This window comes from Vibrio sp. 10N.222.47.A9 (assembly GCF_963872585.1).
GTDB lineage: Bacteria > Pseudomonadota > Gammaproteobacteria > Enterobacterales > Vibrionaceae > Vibrio > Vibrio splendidus.
Genome location: NZ_CAWNBB010000013.1, coordinates 1 through 22,120 on the forward strand (window position 1 = coordinate 1; position 22,120 = coordinate 22,120).

Consider the following 22,120-nt stretch of genomic DNA (forward strand, 5'->3'; position numbering starts at 1 on the left):
CTTGCGAATCCCCTCATAATTAGGCATAAAAACAATGAGGTAGACGCGCATCGCCGTCTTTGATCTAATGAATATCGCTGAACACACATTTCGAACAAGTGAACTAACGATGCGCGATATTCAGATTTTACAACAAACCATACAAAACCAATGCCCCTCCATTCACAAAAAACGCGTTAGTTCTCTGATACTTGCTACAAAAAGTGTACTTGACGGCTCAGACTTAACGCTAACTAAACTAGGTCGCAAACTGGAAACTAATACCACGGTAAAACATGCGATCAAACGCGTTGATAGACTGCTTGGAAATCGCCAACTACATCGTGAAAAAGACCTAATTTATAAATGGCATGCCTACTTAATAACGGGCGCCAACTCATGCCCTGTGATCCTTGTGGATTGGTCTGATGTTCGTGAACAACTTCGTTATATGACGTTAAGAGCATCCGTTGCACTTGATGGTCGAGCCATCACAATCTTTGAACAAGTTTTTGAGTATGGCCAATATAATTCACCGAAAAGTCACCAAACATTCCTCGATAAATTGCAGAGTATTTTACCCAGTAAAACCAGTCCAATCATCGTTTCTGATGCGGGTTTTCGAAATACTTGGTTCCGACAAGTTCAAGAGAAAGGCTGGTTTTGGTTAGGTCGTGTCCGAGGTGAAGTATCAATCAAACAACCTCATAAACCTTGGGTCTCAAATAAAACCTTTTATCCAACCGCTGTCCATAAACCCAAATATCTTGGCCACTGCTTACTAGCAAAGAGATCACCGATATCTTGTGAAGCCTATGTTTATAAGGGATTAGAAAAAGGCCGAAAAGCCCAGCGCCATAGTAGAACCAGCCAAAAACACTCCGCTACACATCTCTACCAGCGCAGTGCGAAGGAGCCGTGGCTACTCGCGACGAATGTCCCTAGACATATCTTAAATGAAGTACAAATTACCAATCTGTACGCCAAGCGTATGCAGATAGAAGAGGCCTTCCGCGATCTAAAGAGTACCGCCTATGGGATCGCACTTCGTCACAACAGAACTCGTTGTACTAAACGATTAGATATCCTGCTTCTTATTGCGTTACTCGCTGAAATCTTGATGTGGTGGAATGGCCTCATTGCAGTACAGGCCAAATGGCATTTTGACTTCCAAGCCAACAGCATTAAACACCGCCGAGTTCTCTCCATACCTCGTCTAGGGAGAGAGGTTCGAAATCATCGGCGATATCAAATTAATGAATCCCAATATCAATGGGGAATGTTCGAATATCAAAGGCTCACACACAACGCAGGACTAGGGAAATTATGAGGGGATCCGTCAGAGCCCAACCAAAGTATTCAGCGTAGTATTCTGGACTTACTTCTTTGAAAGTTATATCAAATCCTTCAAGGAAGTCTGAATAGTATTCATCTGGCTTAAATATCTCACCAGCTTTAACTCTATTGTTGTATTCATTTGCAATCCAATGTGCTACTTTTTGATTCAAACCGGTGATTATTATCTCTGGTTGACTGCTTGTTTTCTCTATACCAATTGAATAAGAGAATCCTGGGTACTCATCCTCTTCCATGATATGGAGAATATGACATCCGCACTGTTCTATATTCTTAAGCGCTTTTTCTTCGTATTGATCCATAATCTACCTTTATAAAACTAACGCCAAGCTAAGCTGTGAGTGAACGTGTGCCATGTCTGAACGTTAGCGAGTTCGGTACGCGTTCACGAATCAGAATTAAGCGCCTTGTTATGTGATGTTTAACCTGGAGTATTTGCATACAATTCGCAAGCATACTGGACATCGCTAAAGTTATTCGTTCGCCAGTAAGGTTGACGTAAGAAACCTTTATTTGAGTTTTTTTGCTTATAGCCATCAGGGCTTCTATTAAAGTGTGCTTGCAACACAGGCAGAAGAGCTCGCTCCAGTGAAGCGCCACTTACTGAAACATCGTATCCACCTGTCGATGGTGAAACCCATAACCTACCATTTGCTCCACTCAAGCTGATGTGCTTCTTGACTTTATCTTGCTGATTTAGATTTAGCTTTTTATTAAGTTTGCTATTTAGACTTTCAACCTCTTTGGCCAACAATGAATACAATACTTCTACTTCTTTCAAAACTTGTCTCCGAAAATGGTAATCACATAACGAATGACATGGATTCCCCCTACCGAGGATCTGCCACACTGATGTGGTACTTAAATGCATCGGAGGCACCATGTCTGATTATTCTTATTTCTGCGGTATCGACTTAGCTAAAAACCACTTCAGTGTTCATGCCGCAGACCAAAATGGTAAGGTCATACTTCACAAGTCGGTAACTCGCTCTAAACTACTGACTACAATAGCAAATATGCAGCTCATACGTATAGGTAATGATGCGTGTGGTGGTGCACATTATTGGCAAAGGGCGAACTAAATTATGCAGTGACTATCTCCAAAACAGTCCGACACCTTTTCTCGATAACACAGAGGCTTGATGGCTTCTGTCTAACAAGGTTGTCTGATATGGTGGCGGCAGAACTTCAGCAATTGTTTAGATAGTATTGAATATGAAAACACTAACCCTACTTGATGGCGGCATGGGCCGAGAACTCAAAGAAATTGGCGCGCCATTTTCTCAACCGCTTTGGAGTGCTCAAGCGCTGATTGAAGCACCCGAATTTGTTAGCCAAGCGCATCAAAACTTTGTCGATGCAGGTGCTGAAATCTTGATCACCAATAGCTACGCCTGTGTGCCTTTTCATTTGGGTGAAGAGCTGTTCGAACAACGAGGCTTTGAACTAGCCGCACTGTCTGGCGAACTGGCTAAAGCAGTTGCTGACAATGCACCCCACACCGTGAAAGTGGCGGGCGCGATTCCACCGCCATTTGGCAGCTACCGACCAGACTTGTTTAAGGTAGAAGAAGCCGCGCCAATCATCCAAACGCTTTACGATGCACAAGATCCAAACATCGACCTTTGGATAGCGGAAACGATTTGTAGCCTGCAAGAATTTGAATCCATTCATGCGGTTCTTAAGCAGTCCGATAAGCCGTGTTACTACGCATTCAGTTTGGAAGACACCAAGGGCGATTCTGCCAATATTCGTTCAGGCGAGAGCGTAACAGACGCGATCAAACTTGCCTGCCAATCAAACGCAACAGGCATTATGTTTAACTGCTCAGTGCCTGAAGTGATGGATCAAGCCATTATCGATGCTAAGAAAGTGATCGATGAGCTAGGCCGTGATTTAGAAATTGGTGTCTACGCCAACAATTTTGCGCCTATCAGCAACGAACATGAAGCGAATGATATGTTTCAGGAGATGCGTGAGCTGGATGGTCAAGGTTACTTAACTTACGCTAAACGTTGGCACGCACTGGGCGCGAATATCGTCGGTGGCTGTTGTGGCATCGGGCCAAAACACATTCAAGCTCTAGCCGATTGGAAACGCTCCCTACAGAGCTAATCCTGAGCTTCAACTAGAATAAAATAAATAGAGAACAGGTTGAGAAATCTGTTCTCTATTTGTATGTGACGTCTCTGAGTACACTGAGACAAAACAACGATTTGGAGCAACTGATGAGCGACACGCAACGCAAAATTAAATGGGGCATCGCAGGGCTAGGTAATATCGCCAATCGATTCGCAACGGCAGTCACAGAACACTGTCTGCATGGTGAGCTTTATGCGGTTGCCGCGAGAGACCATACACGCGCAGCCACATTCGCCAACAAGTTTGGTTGCGACAAGGCTTATGGTTCTTATGAAGAAATGGCGAATGACCCAAATGTTGAAGCGGTTTACATCGCTACGGTTCACCCATACCACCAGCCACTCGCCGAACTGTTTCTAAAGAATAAAAAGCATGTATTGGTTGAGAAGCCGGCTTTCACCAACCTTGCTGACTGGCTTGAGATGAAAGCCCTCGCCAAGCAAAATGGCGTGATGCTGTTAGAAGCGATGAAAACCGTGGTGTTTCCCGCGTATCGTGAACTCCAATCATTATTGGTCGATAACCACATTCAGATAGATTCCATCGAAGCCAGCTTTGGTAACCATCACGACTATGAGCCCGATTTGTTTATCTTCAATCCGGATTTATCTGGCGGAGCAACACTCGATGTTGGGGTCTATGGGCTTTGGTTCTTCTACGATCTGTGTCGAATTCTGGGTGTGACCCCTTCAAAACCTCAGGTAGAGATGTCATGTCTGTATGAGGGGGCGAATGTTGATACCGATGCGTGCTTTACATTCTCTGGTGATATGAACGGTAAGATATCGGCATCAACCGTGCAAAATTTTCCCCGGTCAGCACATTTGAGTGGGCCCGAAACCAAAATCACCATTCACGAAAAATGGTGGAATCCGGCCTTTATTGAGATTGAACATCAAGGGCAGAAGTCGACCATCAACAAACGAGTGACGGGCAATGGGTTCGAATTTGAAATCGACCATTTTTCAGATTTGGTGCTTCAAGGCAAAACTGAATCGGATATCCTAAGCTCAGAGATAACCTCTCGAGTTCTCGACACGATGGAAAAAGCACTCATTGACTCTGGCTATCCACACTTAACTCAACCTCGTCGTTAGGAAAAGCAAATTGGGCAACCTTAAGCGCAAGCTTGAACTGTATGAAAAGATATTTCAGGCTTTTGGGCCTGGAGTATCACATTGTCAGGTCAACCAACTGGCCACACTGCTGCACGTGAGTGAACGTCACGTTCAGACCTTACTCAAAGCGATGACGGCGCAAGGCTGGATTGAGTGGCAAGCTAGCTCAGGCCGAAGCAAGAAAGCACAGCTGACGTGTCTGGTTGAGCCCATTGAGGCGTGTTACCAATACGCACAAACCCAAGCTGACGCAGGCAACATAGAACAAGTTTTTAGCACCTTAAGCTTCAACGGCCGTAATGCTGGCGCTGAGTTGCAAGCCTTTCTAAGCAATACCAATCCGTCGGCGCTGAATATCGCGTATATCCCCTTTCACCGAGAACTCGAGGCTCTTCACCCTCAACGAGTACTTAGACGCACCGAACGTTTCTTAGTGATGCAAATTTGCCAACGTCTAACCTCAGTTAAGCACGGCAAACTCAGCGGCGATCTGGCTTATCATTGGCAGCCTGATCTAGATGCTACACAGTGGCACTTTCAGATTCGTAATGGTGTTCACTTTCATAACGGTCGAACACTCGAACCTCAAGACATAGCGCGCAACCTTAACTCGCTCTGCCAAAGCAAAATTTGGCGTCGTTGTTATCAGCATATTGATGAGGTCTCTGTCTCGGCAGGTAATGTGGTTGTCGTGAAATTGAATCAACCTGATTGGCACTTACCACGCCTACTTGCCAAAGCTGAAGCCTCCATTTTTGATCACTCATCACCGACTGATAGGCTGATTGGTTCTGGCGCGTTCTCGTTAGACATCTTCTCAAGCAATATGTTGAGATTGAGCCGCAATAGCGCGTATTCACACAGCACGCCGATTCTTAATCGAGTCGAGTTGTGGGTCTACCCGGAATGGGCACAGAGTAAAGCTTGCGCTCAAAATCAGGTGTGCGTGAAACTGCCCGAAAAGACGACCACCGTGCGTGGCGACGACCATGCTTCCAAACCGGAATTCGGCTCAACCTTCTTTAAGATTCAAAACCCAGTATTGCCGAAAACAGAGCGTGAATTCACCGTTGAAGACACCTCTGAATGCCAAACCCTTTTCGATCAATTATCAGTATCCGGCGACAGCAAAACCAACGTGGAATATGGCCACTACCTAACTACCAAAGACGTCGTGTTGTGTAGCATTATTGATGAGAGCGACACCTTCACTTCGTGGTTAAGCTTTTTCACTCGCTTCCCATTTGAGGACTTAGCGCTGCCTGCTGAGATGCTAGAGAAAATCGAACAAGGCTTAGCCTCAATAAGAAACCAGCCAAACTTTAAGTTAGCGATGAATACACTGTTGGAACTCAAGCATTGGTTGAATGACTCTGGGGTTGTGGTTGAGCTCAAGCAAGAGGCGTTCAACTTAGAGGTTTCTGAAAAGATACACGGCGCGCAAGTGAATGGTTTCGGTTGGTGTGAGCTCGACAAGCTGTGGATTAGCCATTTGTAAGTCTAGCCATGTTCAAAAATAAGTCATTAGGCACAGCGACTTATCTTTAACACTCCCCTGCCAATAGCAAAGAAATGGAGTGCTAATGTACTCTCGAAGTGAGACTCGACAAATATAAGCACAAACTAAATAGACCCAATAAGAAGGTAAACCATGACTCGACACCTAAAAGGCTCATTACTGTTTCTTTGCGCATTCTCTTTTAACAGCATGGCGAGCACCCAATGCGACGCACTAACTGGTTGTGAAAAGAAATTCTGTGAGATCGAATATCAAATAAAGAAAGCGGAGCAGTACGATAATCAGTACAAAGTGGAGCGATTAACCACGGCGTTAAAAGCCGCGAAAGAGAACTGCACTAATGAAGGCTTGAAGGATGATCTCCGTGAGAAGATTGAATCCAATGAACAAGATTTAGCTGAATACCAAGCTGACTTAGAAGAAGCAAAAAGAGACGATAGAGCGGATAAAATTCGAAAGTATGAGGGTAAGGTCGAAAAAGAACTGCGTAAAATCGATAAATTGAAACAAGAACTGGCTCAGATCCCTTAATCGATAATTGAAAAAAAATGGTCTTACTGCTTAGTAAGACCATTTAGAAAATACCGCTTTAGGACGACTTCAGAATCAACCTAGCCAACGCCAGGCGTTATTATCCTACTAGCGCCAATTCAGACTCTTTATAAATCCGGTTAGCCATTTTGTATGCCGCGGCCGACGTTAGCGTATCTTTGCATCTGCGCTTAAACTGCTCGACTTCAATCGTTTGTTCTTCCAGTAAATAGCACAACTCACTCAAGTAGTTAGCTTCAAACACAGCTTGACCAAGTGGTGTGCATTCGTATCGGCTCGACTCTTGGTAGCCAATTGCGGTCAACACAGACTCTGGCAGCTCCCAGAACTTAGCAATGGTGTAAGTCAGGCGAATAGAGTAGCTGTTCATCAGGCGCTTCAATGCTAACGAGTTAGGCGGAACAGAAGGATCAACATGCTTGAAGGCTTCTACCATCATCTGGAAAATGATCATCTTGCCTAAGTTTCGAATCAACCCAACAAAGTACGCCGCCGCTTGATCTTCTTGGGATGAAGAGTCTTTCATCAACTCCTTAGAAAACGACGCGGTTTGAACACTGTGATTCCAAATTTTCTCACCGAAGTGACGCCAGTAAATATTGTTCCCCGGCGTGAAGTTCTTCATATAGCTATTCACCACTCCTTCAACAAGCCCTTGAGAACCCATATTTAGGAATGCTGTTTTTAGGTCAGTAACCTGTTTTTCACCACGCTTATAGAAAGCACTGTTAGCCAGTTTAATCACATCGGCTGCCATACTCGGCTCGCGCTCAATTACTTTCAGCAATGCATCTACATCAAATTCGTCACTCTGTAATTCGGCCATTAACGTGGTCACAGAGGCTGGCATCACTGGCAGTTCATTAAGCAAAGCTTTTGGAGAGCGAATCAAGCGCTCGATTTGGCAGGCGACAAAATCGCTAAATGGATCTGACTCCGTTCGAAGGCGAGACTCTCCAAACAAATAATCAAGGAACTCACCATCGTGAAGGCTAAGCGTATTATCGACGATTAATGATGATGGTTGAGCTGACGAAGGCGGAACAAAGATTGAAGACCGAACAGAATCAGTAGCAACGGTTTGTTGTTGCTCTTGTTGGGCAGGCTCTGCAGAGGGTTTGTTTTTTGAATCAACAAAAGGTGAGAATAGTGCCTGCAATACCCTTTTAAACATCAATACGGCTCCTAGATGAATACAACATAGATAGGGATATATAACGGCGGTGATTATCGCACAGTTAATTAATAAACCACACAGTGACAAATGAATCATTAACTTTTCAACTGTATAAGATCTGTTACTCAACAGCCTGCGAGACTAGGCCTCCTGTATTCGCCAGAAACAAAAAAGCGAGCACATGATACTGGCTCGCTCTTACATAAATCTAAACCGTGAAGCTGACTAAAACTAGCGCTCTGCCACTTCCAACACGATCTTACCAACGTGTTTTTTCTTTAAGAACTCATCTTGCGCTTTATGAATATCGGCTAACGGATAAGACTCTGCGACGATGGCGCCAATCTGCTGCTTCTCAATACGGTCGACTAGATTTTGGAATACCTGTGGTTCTAAAACCGTGCAACCAAAAAAGCTGAGATCCTTGAGATACAGAGTGCGAACATCAAGCTCAACCATAGCGCCACCAATTGCGCCAGATACGGCATAGCGACCATGTGGTTTCAGCACTTCAAGGAACTCAGGCCACTTGTCACCTGCCACTAAATCGATAACCACATTCACGCTACTTTCGCCTAGCGCTTTAACCAAATCCGCATCACGAGCAATCACTTCATCAGCGCCAAGTTCAAGTAACTGTTGGTTCTTGCTTGGACTGGTAATCGCAATCACATACGCGCCGCGAGCTTTTGCTAGCTGAATAGCCGCAGAGCCCACACCGCCCGATGCACCAGAGATAAGCACACGCTCTCCCTCAACCACATTCGAGCGAGTCAGCATGTTTTCTGCGGTCGAGTAAGAGCATGGGAAAGACGCCAGCTCAACATCCGACATTGTGCTGTTCACCTCATAAGCGTGCTTTGCTGCTACTTTGGTGTATTCAGCAAAACCGCCATCGCACTCAGAGCCAAAATACCATGGCTGTGGTAAATCTCGTCCGTACACTTCTGTTAAACAAGGTTCGATAAGAACACGCTCACCAATACGGTCAGCAGAGACTTCATTGCCGACTGCCACGATGAAGCCGCACACATCGGCACCTTGAATGCGAGGGAACTTCAACGCTTCGCCAGACCAACTGGCGTCGTCTGAGTCATCACTTTTAGAATACCAACCGATTCGTGTGTTGATGTCGGTGTTGTTCACGCCTGCGGCCATGACTTTGATCAGCACTTCATTAGGTTCAATTTGAGGAACAGCGATATCTTCACGGTAACCCAGCATTTCTGCACCGCCGTGCCCTAACATCTCTGCGCCTTTCATTGTTTTTGGCACTTCAAAATTCATACTGTTTCCTTGAGTAATTTTGTCACCATATTCTGTGCCGATGCCACTGCTTCTTCGCCCAATACTGGCCACGCACTTGATACGCCTTCATGAAGTAAAAAGAGCTCTGAAGCGAGGTCTTCTCTTTGGCTTTGCTTAGCCATTAACGCCTGAACTTCTTTCTTATGCTCGATTACGGCTTGGTTAATTAGTTCGTTGTCAGGAAAAGCAGCCAGTGCGTTCATAGATAAACAACCGTGCGGCGCGTACTCTTCCATCCACTGTTGAAGCTTGTTGAAGATATGAGCAATCGCTTGGTAGCCCGAGCGAGGGGAATCTTCCAACAGCAGACTCAAGTAACGCTGATGACGATGTTCTAACGCCCCGACAATCATCACTTCTTTTGAAGGGAAGTGTTTATACAAGGTTCTCAGGCTCACGTTGCACGCGGTTTTCAGCTGTGCAACGCTCGGTTCCGCAAAACCTTGCTGGCTAAACGCCACTTCAAGGCTTGCTGCAATCTGTTCTCTCAACATAGTGTTCTCTTAATACTGAATACCAATCGTAGTAAGTAACAGTGATAGGTATAACAACAGGTAGAATGGTTGCTCTACCTACAAAGTAGAACGATCACTCTACCCGTGTCAATGAGATCTTTTTATAGAGCCCTAAAAACAAAAATCCCACTTCTATCAAGGAGCAGGATTTTTATGTGTAAGCGTTAGTCACTAATGTTCGAATGGTTACTTAGTGTAAAAAGCACGCTTAAGTGCGACTTCCAATCCGCGAACTTCAGCTAACCCTTTCAATCGACCAATCGCTGAATAACCTGGATTCGTCGTTTTCTTTAGGTCATCCAACATTTGATGACCGTGATCCGGACGCATTGGAATTAAGCGATGGTCACCCACTTCTGCACGACGGTGTTCTTCATCCAAGATAGCCATCACAACGTTGTACATGTCCACATCACCATCTAGGTGCGCTGCTTCATGGAATGTCATTGGGTTGCTTTCTTCACGCTTGGTTGAGCGCAGGTGCGTAAAGTAAATTCGGTCACCGTGCTTTTTAATCATATTGACCAGATCATTGTCGCCACGAACACCGTATGAACCCGTACACATCGTCAAGCCATTCATTTTGCTCGGTACATGCTCGGTCAACCAATCAATGTCTTCGATCGTTGAAACGATACGAGGCAAGCCAAGAATGGGACGCGGTGGATCGTCTGGGTGAACCGCCATCTTCAAGCCATTCGCATCACAGATAGGCATCAGCTCAGCGAGGAAGTAAGACATGTGCTCACGTAGCTTATCTTTGTCGATTCCCGCATAGCGATCTAGCTGTGCTTGAAACGCTTCTAGTGTGTAACCTTCTTCAGCGCCAGGCAGGCCAGCGATGATGTTATTGGTCAGTTGCTGAATTTGCTCAGGCGTCATGTTGTTGAAGTAATCCAACGCTTGAGCTTGCTCTGATTTTGAATAATCCGATTCTGCACCTGGGCGCTTCAAGATATGCAGCTCAAATGCCGCAAACGCGATTTGGTCAAAACGCAACGCGCGCGAGCCATCAAGCATTTCAAATTCTAAATCGGTACGCGTCCAGTCCAACACGGGCATGAAGTTATAACAAACCGTATCAATGCCACACTCAGCAAGGTTAGCCAGAGTTTGCTTATAGTTATCAATCCACTGCTGGTAGTTGCCAGTTTGAGTTTTGATTTCTTCGTGCACAGGCACGCTTTCTACGACCGACCACGTTAAACCTTTCTCTTCGATAATGGCTTTACGCTTAAGGATTTCTTCTTTTGTCCAAACTTCACCATTTGGAATATGGTGCAGTGCATTCACAATACCAGTTGCGCCCGCTTGACGAATATCGTCTAGCGAAACTTGATCATTAGGGCCGTACCAACGCCACGTTTGTTCCATGAGACTTACCTTTCTTTAAGACGCACTTAGCCGACTCGAATTAATCAAGCTAAATGCAATAACGACTTCTTAATGGCAGCAATGACAATTACTGCCCGAGATAGCACCGGTCTACGCCGGTCTAAAGACGATTACCTATCTACAACCTAGTGAATGAATCAGCTTTCAAGAGGAGCCTTGTCGCTGAATTCAACATTAGCTTCAGAGCTAGCTTTCTGAGCTAAGCAGCACCACTGGGTTGGAGCTAAATAAGTAACCATCAAAGTTTGGGTCATCAATGTCTGACAGCGCTAACAAACGCTGTTTAACATTCTCAAGGTGTTGCCACATTGCGTTCTTAGCAGCGACAGGGTCTTTGCGCTGTAAGGCGGCGAGGATACGAGCGTGATCATCTAACCATTCTTCACGGTAATCTTGACCACTGATGTGAGAGTGGAGTTTATTCCACATTGGACTCTTTTCGCGTCGCTCCCAGGATTGTTTCAACATATCTACCAGCACAGAATTTTGAGTAGCCTCTGCAATACACATGTGAAATCTTTCATCTCCGCTGCAATCGGTGGTGCCGCTTGCAAGCTCTTCGCGCTCGAGTTCGAGTGCAGAGCGCATCTTAATGATGTCGCCCGGAGTGACCTGAGTTGCCGCAAACTCCGCGATATTACTTTCTAGTAATTGGCGGGCCTGCAGCATCTCGAATGGACCAGCGTCATCGCTGACCACATTCTCGCGAGAATGAGTTGGAATGTTCAGGACATAAACACCCGACCCTTTTTTCACCTCAACTAAGTTTTCAAGCTCCAGCATGATGATCGCTTCACGCACCACAGTGCGGCTTACATCTAGACGATCAGCAATATCGCGTTCTGGAGGTAACCTATCTCCGACCTTATACAGGCCTTCAATCAGTTCTTTTCTTAGTACTAACCCTATCTCCTGATAAGGTCTTTTCGGCTCGAAAGGCATCATGATGATATTGTCACTTCTTTCCATTGTATTTCTCTCGCCATCATAATGACCAAATATAATTGGTCAACCTCTATATCCTAAAATGCAGTAACACCTTGTTTTTGTATTACTCTTTTTTCTATATTTGCTCGTTATTCAACAGCCTGAATACGGTCAATCAATGCGCTCAATTCTGGGGCCGCTTTATCTAACGCGTCGTACATTGGTTGAACCGCTAGTGCGAACGCAGCTTTGTCTGGTTCCACAAAAGTAACGCCCATTTTCTCGGCTTTAGCACGCTCTTTTGCTTCCGATTCAGCCCACAACTTTTTCATCAATTCAGATGAATCACTTGCCGCCTTCATTAGCGCATCTTGTTGTTCTGTAGTCAGTTTATCGTATGCTTTGGTTGAGATAACCAACACATCCGGAACCATCGTGTGCTCATCTAAGCTGAAGTATTTAGACACTTCACTGTGACGGCTCAAGCTGAAAGAAGGAATGTTATTTTCAGCCGCATCTACGACACCTTGCTGCAGTGCTGTGTACAACTCACCGTAAGCTAGTGGCGTTGGGTTACCGCCTAACGCTTTCACCATCGCAATTGCTGATGGGCTTGGTTGAACACGAACTTTCAAACCTTTCAGGTCTTCTGGTGTGTTAATTGGCTTATTGGTATAGAAGCTACGCGCACCAGCGTCGTAATACGTCACACCAATAAAGCCGCTATCACGAGAAGAGTTAAGAATGTCACGGCCCACTTCACCATCAGTCACACTGTAGTAGTGCGCTTGATCGCGGAATAAGTAAGGCATGTTGAATGATGAATAAGCAGGAGAAAAAGCTTCTAGCTCAGCAGCATTACTTTTCACCATATCTAAAGCGCCGTTCTGCATCAGCTCCATAGATTCACGCTGTGTACCCAATTGAGCATCAGGGTAAATACGAATACGCACCTCACCATCAGTCAATTCACGTACTTCTTTCGCCATAAACGTCATCGCTTCATGTACTGCATGGTCACGAGGGTGGTTATGGCTCAGTTTCAATGTTGTCGCTGCATAAGCAGAAGCTGTTGCTCCAAAAGTTAAAGCAGCACCGACAACCGCACTAATCAAAGTTTTACGCGTCATCATCATTCTTATTCTCCGTGGATTGGTTATCCAAAATGTAGGGTGTTTTTTGTTATGGGCTCATATTGGGGCTCAAAAAAGGAACCGTCAAAGCTGAAATTAAAATTGATTGACCAATATCACAATAAAAACCCATAAATTGGTCAACCAAAATCATTTGTGAAGTTGCTCACGCCAACCAAAAAATGAATAGCTTATGATTCAGCCAGATTTTTGAACATACCATCCCTACATAGAAACAATTTCTTACATTGGTAAACCAATTGTTATGAGATACGCAATTTTGTTGAAAGGAAATAAACATGAATAAATTGGTCAGTTATATAAATAGAGGGTTGGCCGCCTTTACAGTGTCTCTATCGTCTTTCTTAGTGCTGTGTGTGATATGGCAGGTTTTATCCCGCTATGTTATTGGCAAACCAAGTACTGTTACCGACGAGCTCGCGCGTTATCTCTTTATGTGGGTAGCCTTAATTGGTGCTGCTTACACTACGGGGCTGAAACGCCACCTTGCCATCGACCTGCTTACGATGAAGCTGACTGGCAAACGCAAATTAATCAACGAAATCGTTATCCAAATAGCCATCGCTTCTTTCTCTTATATCGTTCTGGTACACGGTGGAAGCCAACTTGCTGCTAAAACGCTTGCGATGGGACAGCTGACTCCCGCTCTAGGTTTAGAAATGGGTTACATCTACTTCTGCTTACCGATTAGTGGCGCTTTGATGATTTTTTACTCCGTAGTATTTACCTACGAACGCGTTAAACAATTAATGTCAGGTGACGATTTGATCACCGACTCACAACTTGATTGATAGAAGGATTTCACAATGGAATGGCAAGTAATACTGACCTTATTCGGTAGTTTCGCTGTACTGCTTACAATCGGTGTACCGGTCTCTTTTGCGATTGGTTTATCGTCACTAGCAACCATCTTAATGAGCTTACCGCTTGAGCCTGCAATCGCTGTAGTTGCTCAACGTATGGCCGCTGGCCTTGATAACTTTGCGCTATTGGCAATCCCGTTTTTCATTTTGGCGGGCAACATCATGAACCAAGGCGGCATCGCGCTGCGTTTGATCAACTTCGCGAAAGTGTTGGGTGGTCGTCTACCGGGTTCATTGGCACACGTAAACGTGATGGCAAACATGATGTTTGGTTCTATCTCAGGCTCAGCGGTTGCATCGGCGGCCGCTGTTGGTGGCACCATGTCTCCTCTGCAAAAGAAAGACGGCTACGACGAAAACTTCTCTGCTGCAGTAAACATTACATCGTGTCCTACCGGTCTATTGATTCCACCAAGTAACACGCTGATCGTTTTCTCTTTGGTTTCTGGTGGTACTTCAATCGCGGCATTGTTCTTAGCGGGTTACATCCCAGGTCTCATCATGGGGCTAAGTATCATGATTGTGGCGGGTATTATTGCAAAACGTCGTGGTTACCCTGTTGCAGCTCGTCCTTCACTATCAATGGTTTGGGATACCTTCCTAAAAGCAGCGCCTTCTCTGGCACTGATCGGCATCATCATGGGTGGCATCATTGGCGGTATCTTTACTGCAACTGAGGCTTCCGCGATTGCCGTGGTATACACGTTTATTTTAGCCGTGCTTGTCTACCGTGAAGTGAAATGGCGTGATATTCCAAAGATCATCCTTGAGTCTGCAGTAACAACTTCTATCGTTCTATTACTTGTTGGCGCATCAATGGGGATGTCTTGGGCAATGGCGAACGCCGATGTGCCTTACATGATTGCTGATGCATTACTGGCGGTTTCTGATAACCCGCTAATGATCCTACTGATTATCAACGTGATTCTGCTGATTGTGGGGATCTTCATGGATATGACACCAGCGGTACTGATCTTCACACCAATCTTCCTACCAATCGCGCTAGACCTAGGCATCGACCCTGTGCACTTCGGCATCATGATGACCTTCAACCTTGCTATCGGTATCTGCACGCCTCCAGTAGGCAGTGCGTTGTTCATTGGTTGTTCGGTTGCCAACATCGCTATCGACAAAGTCATCAAACCACTATTGCCTTTCTACGCTGCGCTTATTATCGCGCTGATGGCCGTCACGTTTATTCCGCAGCTGAGCTTGTTCTTACCTGAATTGGTACTGGGCTACGGTTCGTAATTTCGTCACTGATACATTTTTAGACTGCTAAACACTCAAACGCTTTATCAAATAATAAAATCCCGCTGGTTCGCTGGCGGGAAAAGGAACTGAATAATGAAGACTGTTGCTAACTCTACGCTGCCAAACACTGTATTACGACCTGACTACGACCGTTCAGCACTCCAAAGCCGTATTGTGCATCTTGGTTTTGGTGCCTTTCATCGTGCCCACCAAGCTCTATTCACCAATGAAATGCTCAGCAAAACCAACACTGATTGGGGTATTTGCGAGATTAACCTATTCGGCGGCGAAGATTTAATTGAATCACTTCGTACGCAAGACCACCTTTACACCGTTGCTGAAAAAGGTGCTGAATCCACAGACGTTAAAGTGATCGGTTCAGTGACCGAATCTCTTCACCCAAGTCTAGATGGCATCGAAACCGTATTAGAAAAAATGGCCGAGCCTCAAGTGGCTATCGTTTCTATGACCATCACAGAAAAAGGCTACTGCGCTGACCCAGCGACAGGAAAACTCGACAAAAATAACCCATTAGTCATCGCTGACCTAGCTAACCCAACTCAACCAAAATCTGCGCTTGGCTATATTGTCCAAGCCCTAAAAATTCGCCGCGAACGTGGCTTAACACCATTCACGGTCATGTCTTGCGATAACGTGCAAGAGAACGGTCATGTAGCAAAAGCAGCGATCATTGAGTTCGCTCAACTGCTTGACCCAGAATTACGTGATTGGATTGAAACTAATGTCACCTTCCCATGCACCATGGTTGACCGCATCGTACCCGCAGCAACCGAAGAGACACTGACAGAAATTGCAGAACTGCTTGGTTGTGAAGACCCGTGTGGCATCGCCTGTGAACCATTCCGCCAATGGGTGATTGAAGATAACTTTGTGGCAGGCCGCCCAGACTGGAATATTGCTGGCGCAGAGTTCGTAGAAGATGTGGTGCCTTACGAAGAGATGAAACTGCGCATGCTCAATGGCAGTCACTCTTTCCTTGCTTACCTTGGATACCTTGGTGGCTACGACCATATTTCCGACACCATGACGGATGCAGGCTACCGCAAAGCCGCTTTTGACATGATGATGAAATCCCAAGCACCTTCGTTAAAGATGCCTGAAGGGACTGATTTAGAAGGTTACGCAACCTTGCTGATCAACCGCTTCACTAACCCAAGCTTGAAGCACAAAACGTGGCAGATTGCGATGGATGGCAGCCAGAAGATCCCTCAACGTATGGGTGGCAGCTTACGATTCCATTTAGAGCAAGGCTCAGATTTCTCGTGGCTTGCAACCGCCATCGCTGGCTGGATGCGTTATGTATCTGGCGTTGACGAGCAAGGCAACGAGATTGATGTTCGCGATCCTATGGCAGATACACTTCGTCAGATCTGCGACCAGCATGGACTCAATGTATCTGTGGTTCCGGCATTGCTTGCGGTTGAAGCGATTTTCCCTGCCGAACTAGGCCAAAACCCGCAGGTCATTGATGCAGTAAGTCCAGCGTACCAATCATTAATTGAACACGGTGCCGTTGCTACCGTGGCTGCGTTATAAGGAGTACAAGCAATGAAAAATTTCTTATGCGAAGACTTTTTACTGTCGAATGAGGCTGCACGTCGTTTGTACCATGAACACGCAAGCCACCAGCCGATTTATGACTATCACTGCCATCTAAACCCGGCAGAAGTGGCTCAAGATCGTCAGTTCGAAAACATGTCTAAGATTTGGCTTGAAGGTGACCACTACAAATGGCGTGGTATGCGTTCAGCAGGTATTGACGAGCGTCTGATTACTGGAGGCGCAAGCGATTATGATAAGTTCATGGCATGGGCTAGAACCGTCCCTCAAACCTTGGGCAACCCACTTTACCACTGGACTCATTTAGAACTACGCCGCCCATTTGGTATTACTGGCACTCTCTTTGGTCCAGAAACCGCAGACCAAATTTGGCACGAAGGCAACGAGCTATTAGCGACACCGGAATTTAGTGCTCGCGGCATCATGCAGCAAATGAATGTTGTTATGGCCGGCACGACGGATGACCCTATTGATTCTCTTGAACACCATAAAGCGATCGCTGAAGACAACACATTCGATGTGAAGGTTCTACCAAGCTGGCGCCCAGATAAAGCGTTCAAAATTGAACTTGATAGCTTTGCTGATTACCTACAAAAATTAGGCATGGTTGCTGACGTTGAAATCACTCGCTTCCATCATCTATTGAGTGCTTTAGACAGCCGCCTAGCGCATTTCAACGACCATGGTTGCCGTGCAGCTGACCACGGTATTGAAGTGGTTCGCTACGCACCTATTCCATCTGAATCGGATTTGGATGCCCTGTTAGCTCGACGCCTCAATGGCGAAACACTCACCGATCTAGAATGTGCGCAGTTTTCAACAGCGGTTCAGGTGTGGTTAGGCAAGCGCTACGCCGCAATGGGTTGGGTAATGCAGCTTCACATTGGTGCTCAGCGCAATAACAACACGCGCATGTTCCAACTGTTAGGCGCAGATGCAGGGTTTGATTCGATTAGCGATAAGACGTTTGCCTTCGAATTGGCTCACCTGTTAGACGAGATGGATCAAAGCAACGAACTGCCTCGCACCATTCTTTACTGCTTAAACCCTCGCGATAACGAGATGATGGCAACCATGATTGGCAACTTCCAAGGTGGCGGCATCGCGGGCAAAGTTCAGTTTGGTTCTGGTTGGTGGTTCAACGATCAGAAAGACGGCATGCAACGCCAAATGGAGCAGCTATCTCAGCTTGGTCTGCTTAGCCAGTTTGTCGGCATGCTGACTGACTCCCGCAGCTTCTTGTCGTACACACGCCACGAATACTTCCGCCGAATTCTGTGTGACATGCTTGGTCGTTGGGCTGAAAACGGCGAGGTGCCAAACGACATGTCACTGCTTGGCCCTATGGTCGAAGACATCTGCTTTGGAAACGCAAAACGCTACTTCGAAGAGAGGGCGTAACCCATGAAACATATCGCCATTATTGGTGAGTGTATGATCGAGCTTAACGGCAAACCGTTCGGCTCAATGCATCAAACGTTTGGCGGAGACACACTCAATGCTGCGGTCTATCTAAGCCGCGGCTGCGAGGCCAACCTCAATCAAGATGACATCAAAGTGTCCTACGTCACGGCTTTGGGCGCAGACCCGATTAGCAAGGGAATGTTAGAACGCTGGCATCAAGAAGGGGTGTCGACTGAACTTGTTCTACAAGACAGCCAACGTACTCCGGGTCTATACCTGATTCAGCTTGATGACGCAGGTGAGCGTACCTTCTTATACTGGCGTAATCAGTCAGCAGCACGGTACCTGTTGCAACATCCAGATTTTAGCCAGATAAAACAAGCTTTGCGCAACGTCGATATGGTCTTTCTCAGTGGCATCACATTAGCGATTCTACCCGAGCAAGATCGTATCCAGTTATTGAACATCTTGGTTGAATTGAAGACGCAAGGCGTTGAGATCGCCTTCGACAGTAACTTCCGCCCTGCGCTTTGGCCACAGGACGAAAACCAAACCGTTAAGAACAGCTACCAAGCCATATATACGCTGACAGATTTAGCTTTAGTCACGTTCGATGATGAACAGTTGATTTGGGGAGATACTTCACCAGAACAAACCATCGAACGTCTAACTTCACTAGGTGTTAAGCAATGCGTCGTCAAACTGGGTGCAGATGGCTGTCTCATTCAAGATGCCGCAATTCAAAGTGACATAAATCTAAATTCTGGTACCGCTTCGGCTCCACGGGCGGTGCCGACCCAACCTGTTGAACATGTCGTTGATACGACCTCGGCAGGAGACTCATTCAATGGCGGATTTTTATCTGCTTACCTTGCGGGTGAAGACTTAACAACGTCGTGCCAGCGTGGCAATACCATGGCAGGCGTCGTTATCCAACATCGCGGTGCCATTATTGCAAAAGAACTTACTCAAGCGGCCATCACAGCCATTTAAGGAATACCAATGAACATCAAACAACAACTAAAAACACTGAAAGTTATCCCTGTGATCGCTATCGACAACGCTGAAGACATCATCCCTCTGGGTAAAGTGTTAGCTGAAAATGGTTTACCTGCAGCAGAAATCACGTTCCGTTCTGAGGCTGCTGTCGAAGCTATTCGTCTACTTCGTGAATCACAACCAGATATGTTGATCGGCGCTGGCACTGTGCTCAATCGTGAGCAAGCTATCGCGGCTAAAGAAGCGGGCGCAACGTTTGTGGTCTCTCCTGGCTTTAACCCAAACACGGTAAGAGCCTGCCAAGAGATTGGTATTGATATCATTCCTGGGGTCAACAACCCGAGTACAGTAGAAGCCGCTCTAGAAATGGGCTTAACCATATTGAAGTTCTTCCCAGCTGAGGCATCAGGTGGCATCAACATGGTTAAGTCACTTCTTGCGCCTTACACGGATATTGAGATCATGCCGACAGGTGGCATTAACCCAAACAATATTAAAGACTACCTAGCGATACCTCGAGTACTCGCATGTGGTGGTACTTGGATGGTGGATAAGAAGCTGATTGAAGAAGGCAATTGGGAAGAACTGGCTCATTTAACTCGTGAAGCTGTTGCTTTAGTGAATCAATAATCACATTCATCGAACAATAATAAGCTTTAGGTAGTCAATTAAAGCATTAACCAGCTCTCTAATTAGAGGGCTGAATTTTTGTTCATAAACTTAAATTGACTGATGGAATGAGTATGGAAAACGTCATAGCACAAGGTATTGGAGGAATTGCATTCCTAGTTGGCATGATGGCCTTTTGGCAAAAAGACGACATGCGATTTCGTTATCAGATGATGATGTTCTGTCTGATCATGGGAATTCACTTCACCTTAATGGGAGCTACAGTTGCTGCCATTGGCGTGATGATAAACGCACTGCGTAGTTATGCTTCCATCAAAACTCAATCACGCAAAGTCATGTGGTTTTTCATTGGTTTAATGTGGGTAATGACATTACCTAACATCACACACTTCTTTGAATTCATAACCGTTTTAGGTTCTTCAGTTGCCACTTGGGCATTATTTACCAAACAAGGCGTAACACTGAGAACCTTTATTCTGTTCAACTCACTTTGTTGGATTAGCCACAATATTTGGCTTGGCTCTATCGGCGGATCTTTGGTCGAAGGAGCATTTATTGCCACCAATCTAGTCACAATTTACCGTTTACACCAACGCAGATTGTTAATGGTAAAATAGGTAATATTCTCTGAAACAATACCTACGATTTAAGCCTAGAGCTAATTTATTCATCGTATTTTGAAGAACACAAGTAATGAACATTTTGAAAATAAAACAAAGGCCAACGTTCACACGTTGGCCTTTGTTTTATCTGCTATTTGTCGGAATCAGGAGTTAATCAATACCAAAGAATCCAAAATCCCTTTGCCGCTGTGGATCCCGCCTTCATTTTCACTGGCGGGTTTACTGCGGATCAAGTAGCCCGCGTAACCGTCCAATTCGGTAACTGGTTTGCCTTGATAGTAAGCGGTGAATAGGCCGACTTCGCTGACTAAATCTGTCACTAGCGTTTGTTGGGTGTCACGTACAGCAATGGTCGGCACGTCACGTTCATGCGGGTACAAGCGCTGCATCAATGCCCACGCGTCGTACTCTTCTGGTTTAAGCTGGCTCAGTTGTTCGCTGATGTCGTCACCAAAAACACAATGACCACCGCCCTCGCCTTGGTTTTTCAACACCCACTCTTGCTTATCAGTTTGGGTGTTAAACCAGTCAATCGATTCACTGGTGATAGGCTTCATATCAGCCAGAACACTCTTGACCAGTTCGGCTTCTTCTAGCTTTAAATCCCAACGTGCGTATTCTGCTGCAGGCATCATGGTCAGCAGCATTTGCATGGTTTTACTGGTCGCTAATTGCTGGCTGATGGTCGCGTTCATTGCGACATGGTGTTGTTCCATAAACAAGCGAGTCTGACTTAGCGTGTGGCAACAAACCGATTCATTGAGTTCTGGAGCCCAGTAATCTGAATACTGATAGCCGGCTCTTAGGTACACCACATCGACAGCGCCGACATCTTTCAGTAACAAGCGTTGATTATCACCTGATGAAAGCTGACAGCTCAATTGTTCAAAGGTACGACGAACCGTACGAACTCCTTGTTTTTGTAGCTCGACTTCAAGCAAGTGTTGGTCATAAACGTTGTCTTCGTTCTTCTGCACCACCATCAAGAAAACCGGTTTATCTTGCTCTTTAAAGTCGCTTTTCACTTGCCTTGCAGCATTAGCGATACCATAAGCTAACTGCATTAAACCTTGGTTTTCAGCCGGTGTTGCAGATGGGTCTTCTAACCAATCGTTATAAACGTTTGGCCATTGGTTTTGCATGAACGAGTGGAATTCTGTTGCGCGCTGACCAAAAGGCGCCATTCCTGCCGCAATGCCATTAAACTCAATCACTTTTGCACCGTGTTGGCGGTCATCCATGAAATCAGTGCGCATTAATAGCAATGGTTGACGAGCCGGCTTAAAACACTCTTCAGTATTGCCATGTGCTTGTTGATGCAACTCCATCAAACGACCAAAAAACGGATCAGCCTTAGCTACATCACTCAAAGATGATTGCAGAAAACCGTGGTCTTCCGAAACATTGCTGATTAACTTGGTGATCAGCGGTGTTACCTTCAACAAGTGTTCATAAACCTTACGCTCCATTGTCATTGGAGCCAAACTGAACGGGCAATGTCTCGCGGTATTGTCAGCTTGTCGAAACGCGACGCCATGCATGAGTGCCCACTCACACGCGTCTTCAATAATTTGTTGCGGAATCAATGACGTTAGCATTGGATTCATTTTGGTCTCTCACTATT

General features: G+C 45.7%; 21 protein-coding genes and 1 pseudogene. 13 read left to right on the forward strand and 9 right to left on the reverse strand.

All coding sequences use genetic code 11. The annotated features are described in order from the left end of the window. The first annotated feature begins 109 nt into the window (after positions 1 to 109). Complete coding sequence (locus AACT19_RS01585) at positions 110 to 1,309, forward strand: IS4 family transposase (RefSeq protein ID WP_065681753.1); 1,200 nt, start codon at positions 110 to 112, stop codon at positions 1,307 to 1,309. Here the strand turns inward: AACT19_RS01585 and AACT19_RS01590 are convergent. Together AACT19_RS01590 and AACT19_RS01595 are read right to left on the reverse strand one after the other, a co-directional pair. Continuing rightward, positions 1,278 to 1,637: a DUF4262 domain-containing protein gene (locus AACT19_RS01590; RefSeq protein WP_242658922.1), complete on the reverse strand. Its 360-nt coding sequence runs from the start codon at positions 1,635 to 1,637 to the stop codon at positions 1,278 to 1,280. The genes AACT19_RS01585 and AACT19_RS01590 overlap by 32 nt on opposite strands. A gap of 119 nt (positions 1,638 to 1,756) precedes the next feature. Further along, a complete protein-coding gene (locus AACT19_RS01595; protein ID WP_076644899.1) occupies positions 1,757 to 2,116 on the reverse strand; it encodes a histidine kinase in 360 nt (119 codons plus the stop codon). A gap of 100 nt (positions 2,117 to 2,216) precedes the next feature. Between AACT19_RS01595 and AACT19_RS01600 the strand changes: the two are divergent. The 5 genes and pseudogenes from AACT19_RS01600 to AACT19_RS01620 form a co-directional block, all read left to right on the forward strand. Then, a pseudogene (locus AACT19_RS01600) lies at positions 2,217 to 2,408 on the forward strand (IS110 family transposase); the annotation flags it as partial. Between the two features lie 142 nt (positions 2,409 to 2,550). Continuing rightward, a complete protein-coding gene (locus AACT19_RS01605) occupies positions 2,551 to 3,450 on the forward strand; it encodes a homocysteine S-methyltransferase family protein (RefSeq protein WP_029222557.1) in 900 nt (299 codons plus the stop codon). Between the two features lie 113 nt (positions 3,451 to 3,563). Beyond that, positions 3,564 to 4,574 (forward strand): Gfo/Idh/MocA family protein, encoded by a 1,011-nt coding sequence (locus AACT19_RS01610; protein ID WP_076644900.1) that lies wholly within the window; start codon positions 3,564 to 3,566, stop codon positions 4,572 to 4,574. A gap of 10 nt (positions 4,575 to 4,584) precedes the next feature. Continuing rightward, entirely contained in the window at positions 4,585 to 6,093 is a 1,509-nt protein-coding gene (locus AACT19_RS01615; protein ID WP_076644901.1) for an SgrR family transcriptional regulator, read from the forward strand. A 153-nt stretch (positions 6,094 to 6,246) separates the two neighbouring features. Continuing rightward, the gene (locus AACT19_RS01620) at positions 6,247 to 6,645 is read left to right on the forward strand and encodes a DUF1090 domain-containing protein (RefSeq protein WP_065680892.1); all 399 of its coding nucleotides are present in this window, start codon (positions 6,247 to 6,249) and stop codon (positions 6,643 to 6,645) included. A 100-nt stretch (positions 6,646 to 6,745) separates the two neighbouring features. Here AACT19_RS01620 and AACT19_RS01625 read toward each other — a convergent pair whose 3' ends face one another. The 6 genes from AACT19_RS01625 to AACT19_RS01650 form a co-directional block, all read right to left on the reverse strand. Further along, positions 6,746 to 7,840, reverse strand: coding sequence for an HDOD domain-containing protein (locus AACT19_RS01625; protein WP_076644902.1), 1,095 nt, complete (start codon positions 7,838 to 7,840; stop codon positions 6,746 to 6,748). A 234-nt stretch (positions 7,841 to 8,074) separates the two neighbouring features. Continuing rightward, on the reverse strand, positions 8,075 to 9,130 hold the full coding sequence (locus AACT19_RS01630; RefSeq protein ID WP_076644903.1) for an alcohol dehydrogenase family protein: 1,056 nt from the start codon (positions 9,128 to 9,130) through the stop codon (positions 8,075 to 8,077). Continuing rightward, positions 9,127 to 9,645, reverse strand: a complete 519-nt coding sequence (locus tag AACT19_RS01635) for a TetR/AcrR family transcriptional regulator (protein ID WP_076644904.1) — start codon at positions 9,643 to 9,645, stop codon at positions 9,127 to 9,129. Before AACT19_RS01635 ends, AACT19_RS01630 begins: the two co-directional genes overlap by 4 nt. 207 nt (positions 9,646 to 9,852) lie before the next feature. After that, complete coding sequence (gene uxuA, locus AACT19_RS01640; protein WP_076644905.1) at positions 9,853 to 11,040, reverse strand: mannonate dehydratase; 1,188 nt, start codon at positions 11,038 to 11,040, stop codon at positions 9,853 to 9,855. A gap of 207 nt (positions 11,041 to 11,247) precedes the next feature. Next, positions 11,248 to 12,030: an FCD domain-containing protein gene (locus tag AACT19_RS01645; RefSeq protein WP_048610343.1), complete on the reverse strand. Its 783-nt coding sequence runs from the start codon at positions 12,028 to 12,030 to the stop codon at positions 11,248 to 11,250. Between the two features lie 107 nt (positions 12,031 to 12,137). Next, complete coding sequence (locus AACT19_RS01650) at positions 12,138 to 13,121, reverse strand: TRAP transporter substrate-binding protein (RefSeq protein WP_076645089.1); 984 nt, start codon at positions 13,119 to 13,121, stop codon at positions 12,138 to 12,140. A gap of 299 nt (positions 13,122 to 13,420) precedes the next feature. Here AACT19_RS01650 and AACT19_RS01655 point away from each other — a divergent pair, with 299 nt between their 5' ends. From AACT19_RS01655 to AACT19_RS01685, 7 genes are all read left to right on the forward strand, one after another. Continuing rightward, a complete protein-coding gene (locus tag AACT19_RS01655; RefSeq protein WP_048609952.1) occupies positions 13,421 to 13,933 on the forward strand; it encodes a TRAP transporter small permease in 513 nt (170 codons plus the stop codon). Positions 13,934 to 13,948: 15 nt separating this feature from the next. Next, positions 13,949 to 15,256 (forward strand): TRAP transporter large permease, encoded by a 1,308-nt coding sequence (locus AACT19_RS01660; protein ID WP_076644906.1) that lies wholly within the window; start codon positions 13,949 to 13,951, stop codon positions 15,254 to 15,256. Positions 15,257 to 15,352: 96 nt separating this feature from the next. Then, complete coding sequence (locus AACT19_RS01665) at positions 15,353 to 16,816, forward strand: fructuronate reductase (RefSeq protein ID WP_076644907.1); 1,464 nt, start codon at positions 15,353 to 15,355, stop codon at positions 16,814 to 16,816. A gap of 12 nt (positions 16,817 to 16,828) precedes the next feature. Further along, entirely contained in the window at positions 16,829 to 18,241 is a 1,413-nt protein-coding gene (uxaC, locus tag AACT19_RS01670) for a glucuronate isomerase (protein ID WP_076644908.1), read from the forward strand. Between the two features lie 3 nt (positions 18,242 to 18,244). Beyond that, positions 18,245 to 19,237, forward strand: a complete 993-nt coding sequence (locus AACT19_RS01675; protein WP_076644909.1) for a sugar kinase — start codon at positions 18,245 to 18,247, stop codon at positions 19,235 to 19,237. 9 nt (positions 19,238 to 19,246) lie between these two features. After that, on the forward strand, positions 19,247 to 19,873 hold the full coding sequence (locus AACT19_RS01680) for a bifunctional 4-hydroxy-2-oxoglutarate aldolase/2-dehydro-3-deoxy-phosphogluconate aldolase (protein WP_076644910.1): 627 nt from the start codon (positions 19,247 to 19,249) through the stop codon (positions 19,871 to 19,873). 113 nt (positions 19,874 to 19,986) lie between these two features. Further along, complete coding sequence (locus AACT19_RS01685; RefSeq protein WP_076644911.1) at positions 19,987 to 20,490, forward strand: YgjV family protein; 504 nt, start codon at positions 19,987 to 19,989, stop codon at positions 20,488 to 20,490. Between the two features lie 149 nt (positions 20,491 to 20,639). On the opposite strand, the gene AACT19_RS01690 is transcribed toward AACT19_RS01685, so the two are convergent. Continuing rightward, positions 20,640 to 22,094, reverse strand: coding sequence for a glutathione synthase (locus AACT19_RS01690; RefSeq protein WP_106408112.1), 1,455 nt, complete (start codon positions 22,092 to 22,094; stop codon positions 20,640 to 20,642). Between the last annotated feature and the right edge of the window lie 26 nt (positions 22,095 to 22,120).

Coding starts and splice junctions, on each gene's coding strand:
- AACT19_RS01655 (WP_048609952.1), top strand. CDS start 13,421: ATGAATAAATTGGTCAGTTATATAAATAGAGGGTTGGCCGCCTTTACA.
- AACT19_RS01650 (WP_076645089.1), bottom strand. CDS start 13,121: ATGATGACGCGTAAAACTTTGATTAGTGCGGTTGTCGGTGCTGCTTTA.
- AACT19_RS01660 (WP_076644906.1), top strand. CDS start 13,949: ATGGAATGGCAAGTAATACTGACCTTATTCGGTAGTTTCGCTGTACTG.
- AACT19_RS01690 (WP_106408112.1), bottom strand. CDS start 22,094: ATGCTAACGTCATTGATTCCGCAACAAATTATTGAAGACGCGTGTGAG.
- AACT19_RS01635 (WP_076644904.1), bottom strand. CDS start 9,645: ATGTTGAGAGAACAGATTGCAGCAAGCCTTGAAGTGGCGTTTAGCCAG.
- AACT19_RS01610 (WP_076644900.1), top strand. CDS start 3,564: ATGAGCGACACGCAACGCAAAATTAAATGGGGCATCGCAGGGCTAGGT.
- AACT19_RS01630 (WP_076644903.1), bottom strand. CDS start 9,130: ATGAATTTTGAAGTGCCAAAAACAATGAAAGGCGCAGAGATGTTAGGG.
- AACT19_RS01665 (WP_076644907.1), top strand. CDS start 15,353: ATGAAGACTGTTGCTAACTCTACGCTGCCAAACACTGTATTACGACCT.
- uxaC (WP_076644908.1), top strand. CDS start 16,829: ATGAAAAATTTCTTATGCGAAGACTTTTTACTGTCGAATGAGGCTGCA.
- AACT19_RS01625 (WP_076644902.1), bottom strand. CDS start 7,840: ATGTTTAAAAGGGTATTGCAGGCACTATTCTCACCTTTTGTTGATTCA.
- AACT19_RS01675 (WP_076644909.1), top strand. CDS start 18,245: ATGAAACATATCGCCATTATTGGTGAGTGTATGATCGAGCTTAACGGC.
- AACT19_RS01585 (WP_065681753.1), top strand. CDS start 110: ATGCGCGATATTCAGATTTTACAACAAACCATACAAAACCAATGCCCC.
- AACT19_RS01620 (WP_065680892.1), top strand. CDS start 6,247: ATGACTCGACACCTAAAAGGCTCATTACTGTTTCTTTGCGCATTCTCT.
- uxuA (WP_076644905.1), bottom strand. CDS start 11,040: ATGGAACAAACGTGGCGTTGGTACGGCCCTAATGATCAAGTTTCGCTA.
- AACT19_RS01645 (WP_048610343.1), bottom strand. CDS start 12,030: ATGGAAAGAAGTGACAATATCATCATGATGCCTTTCGAGCCGAAAAGA.
- AACT19_RS01680 (WP_076644910.1), top strand. CDS start 19,247: ATGAACATCAAACAACAACTAAAAACACTGAAAGTTATCCCTGTGATC.
- AACT19_RS01605 (WP_029222557.1), top strand. CDS start 2,551: ATGAAAACACTAACCCTACTTGATGGCGGCATGGGCCGAGAACTCAAA.
- AACT19_RS01685 (WP_076644911.1), top strand. CDS start 19,987: ATGGAAAACGTCATAGCACAAGGTATTGGAGGAATTGCATTCCTAGTT.
- AACT19_RS01590 (WP_242658922.1), bottom strand. CDS start 1,637: ATGGATCAATACGAAGAAAAAGCGCTTAAGAATATAGAACAGTGCGGA.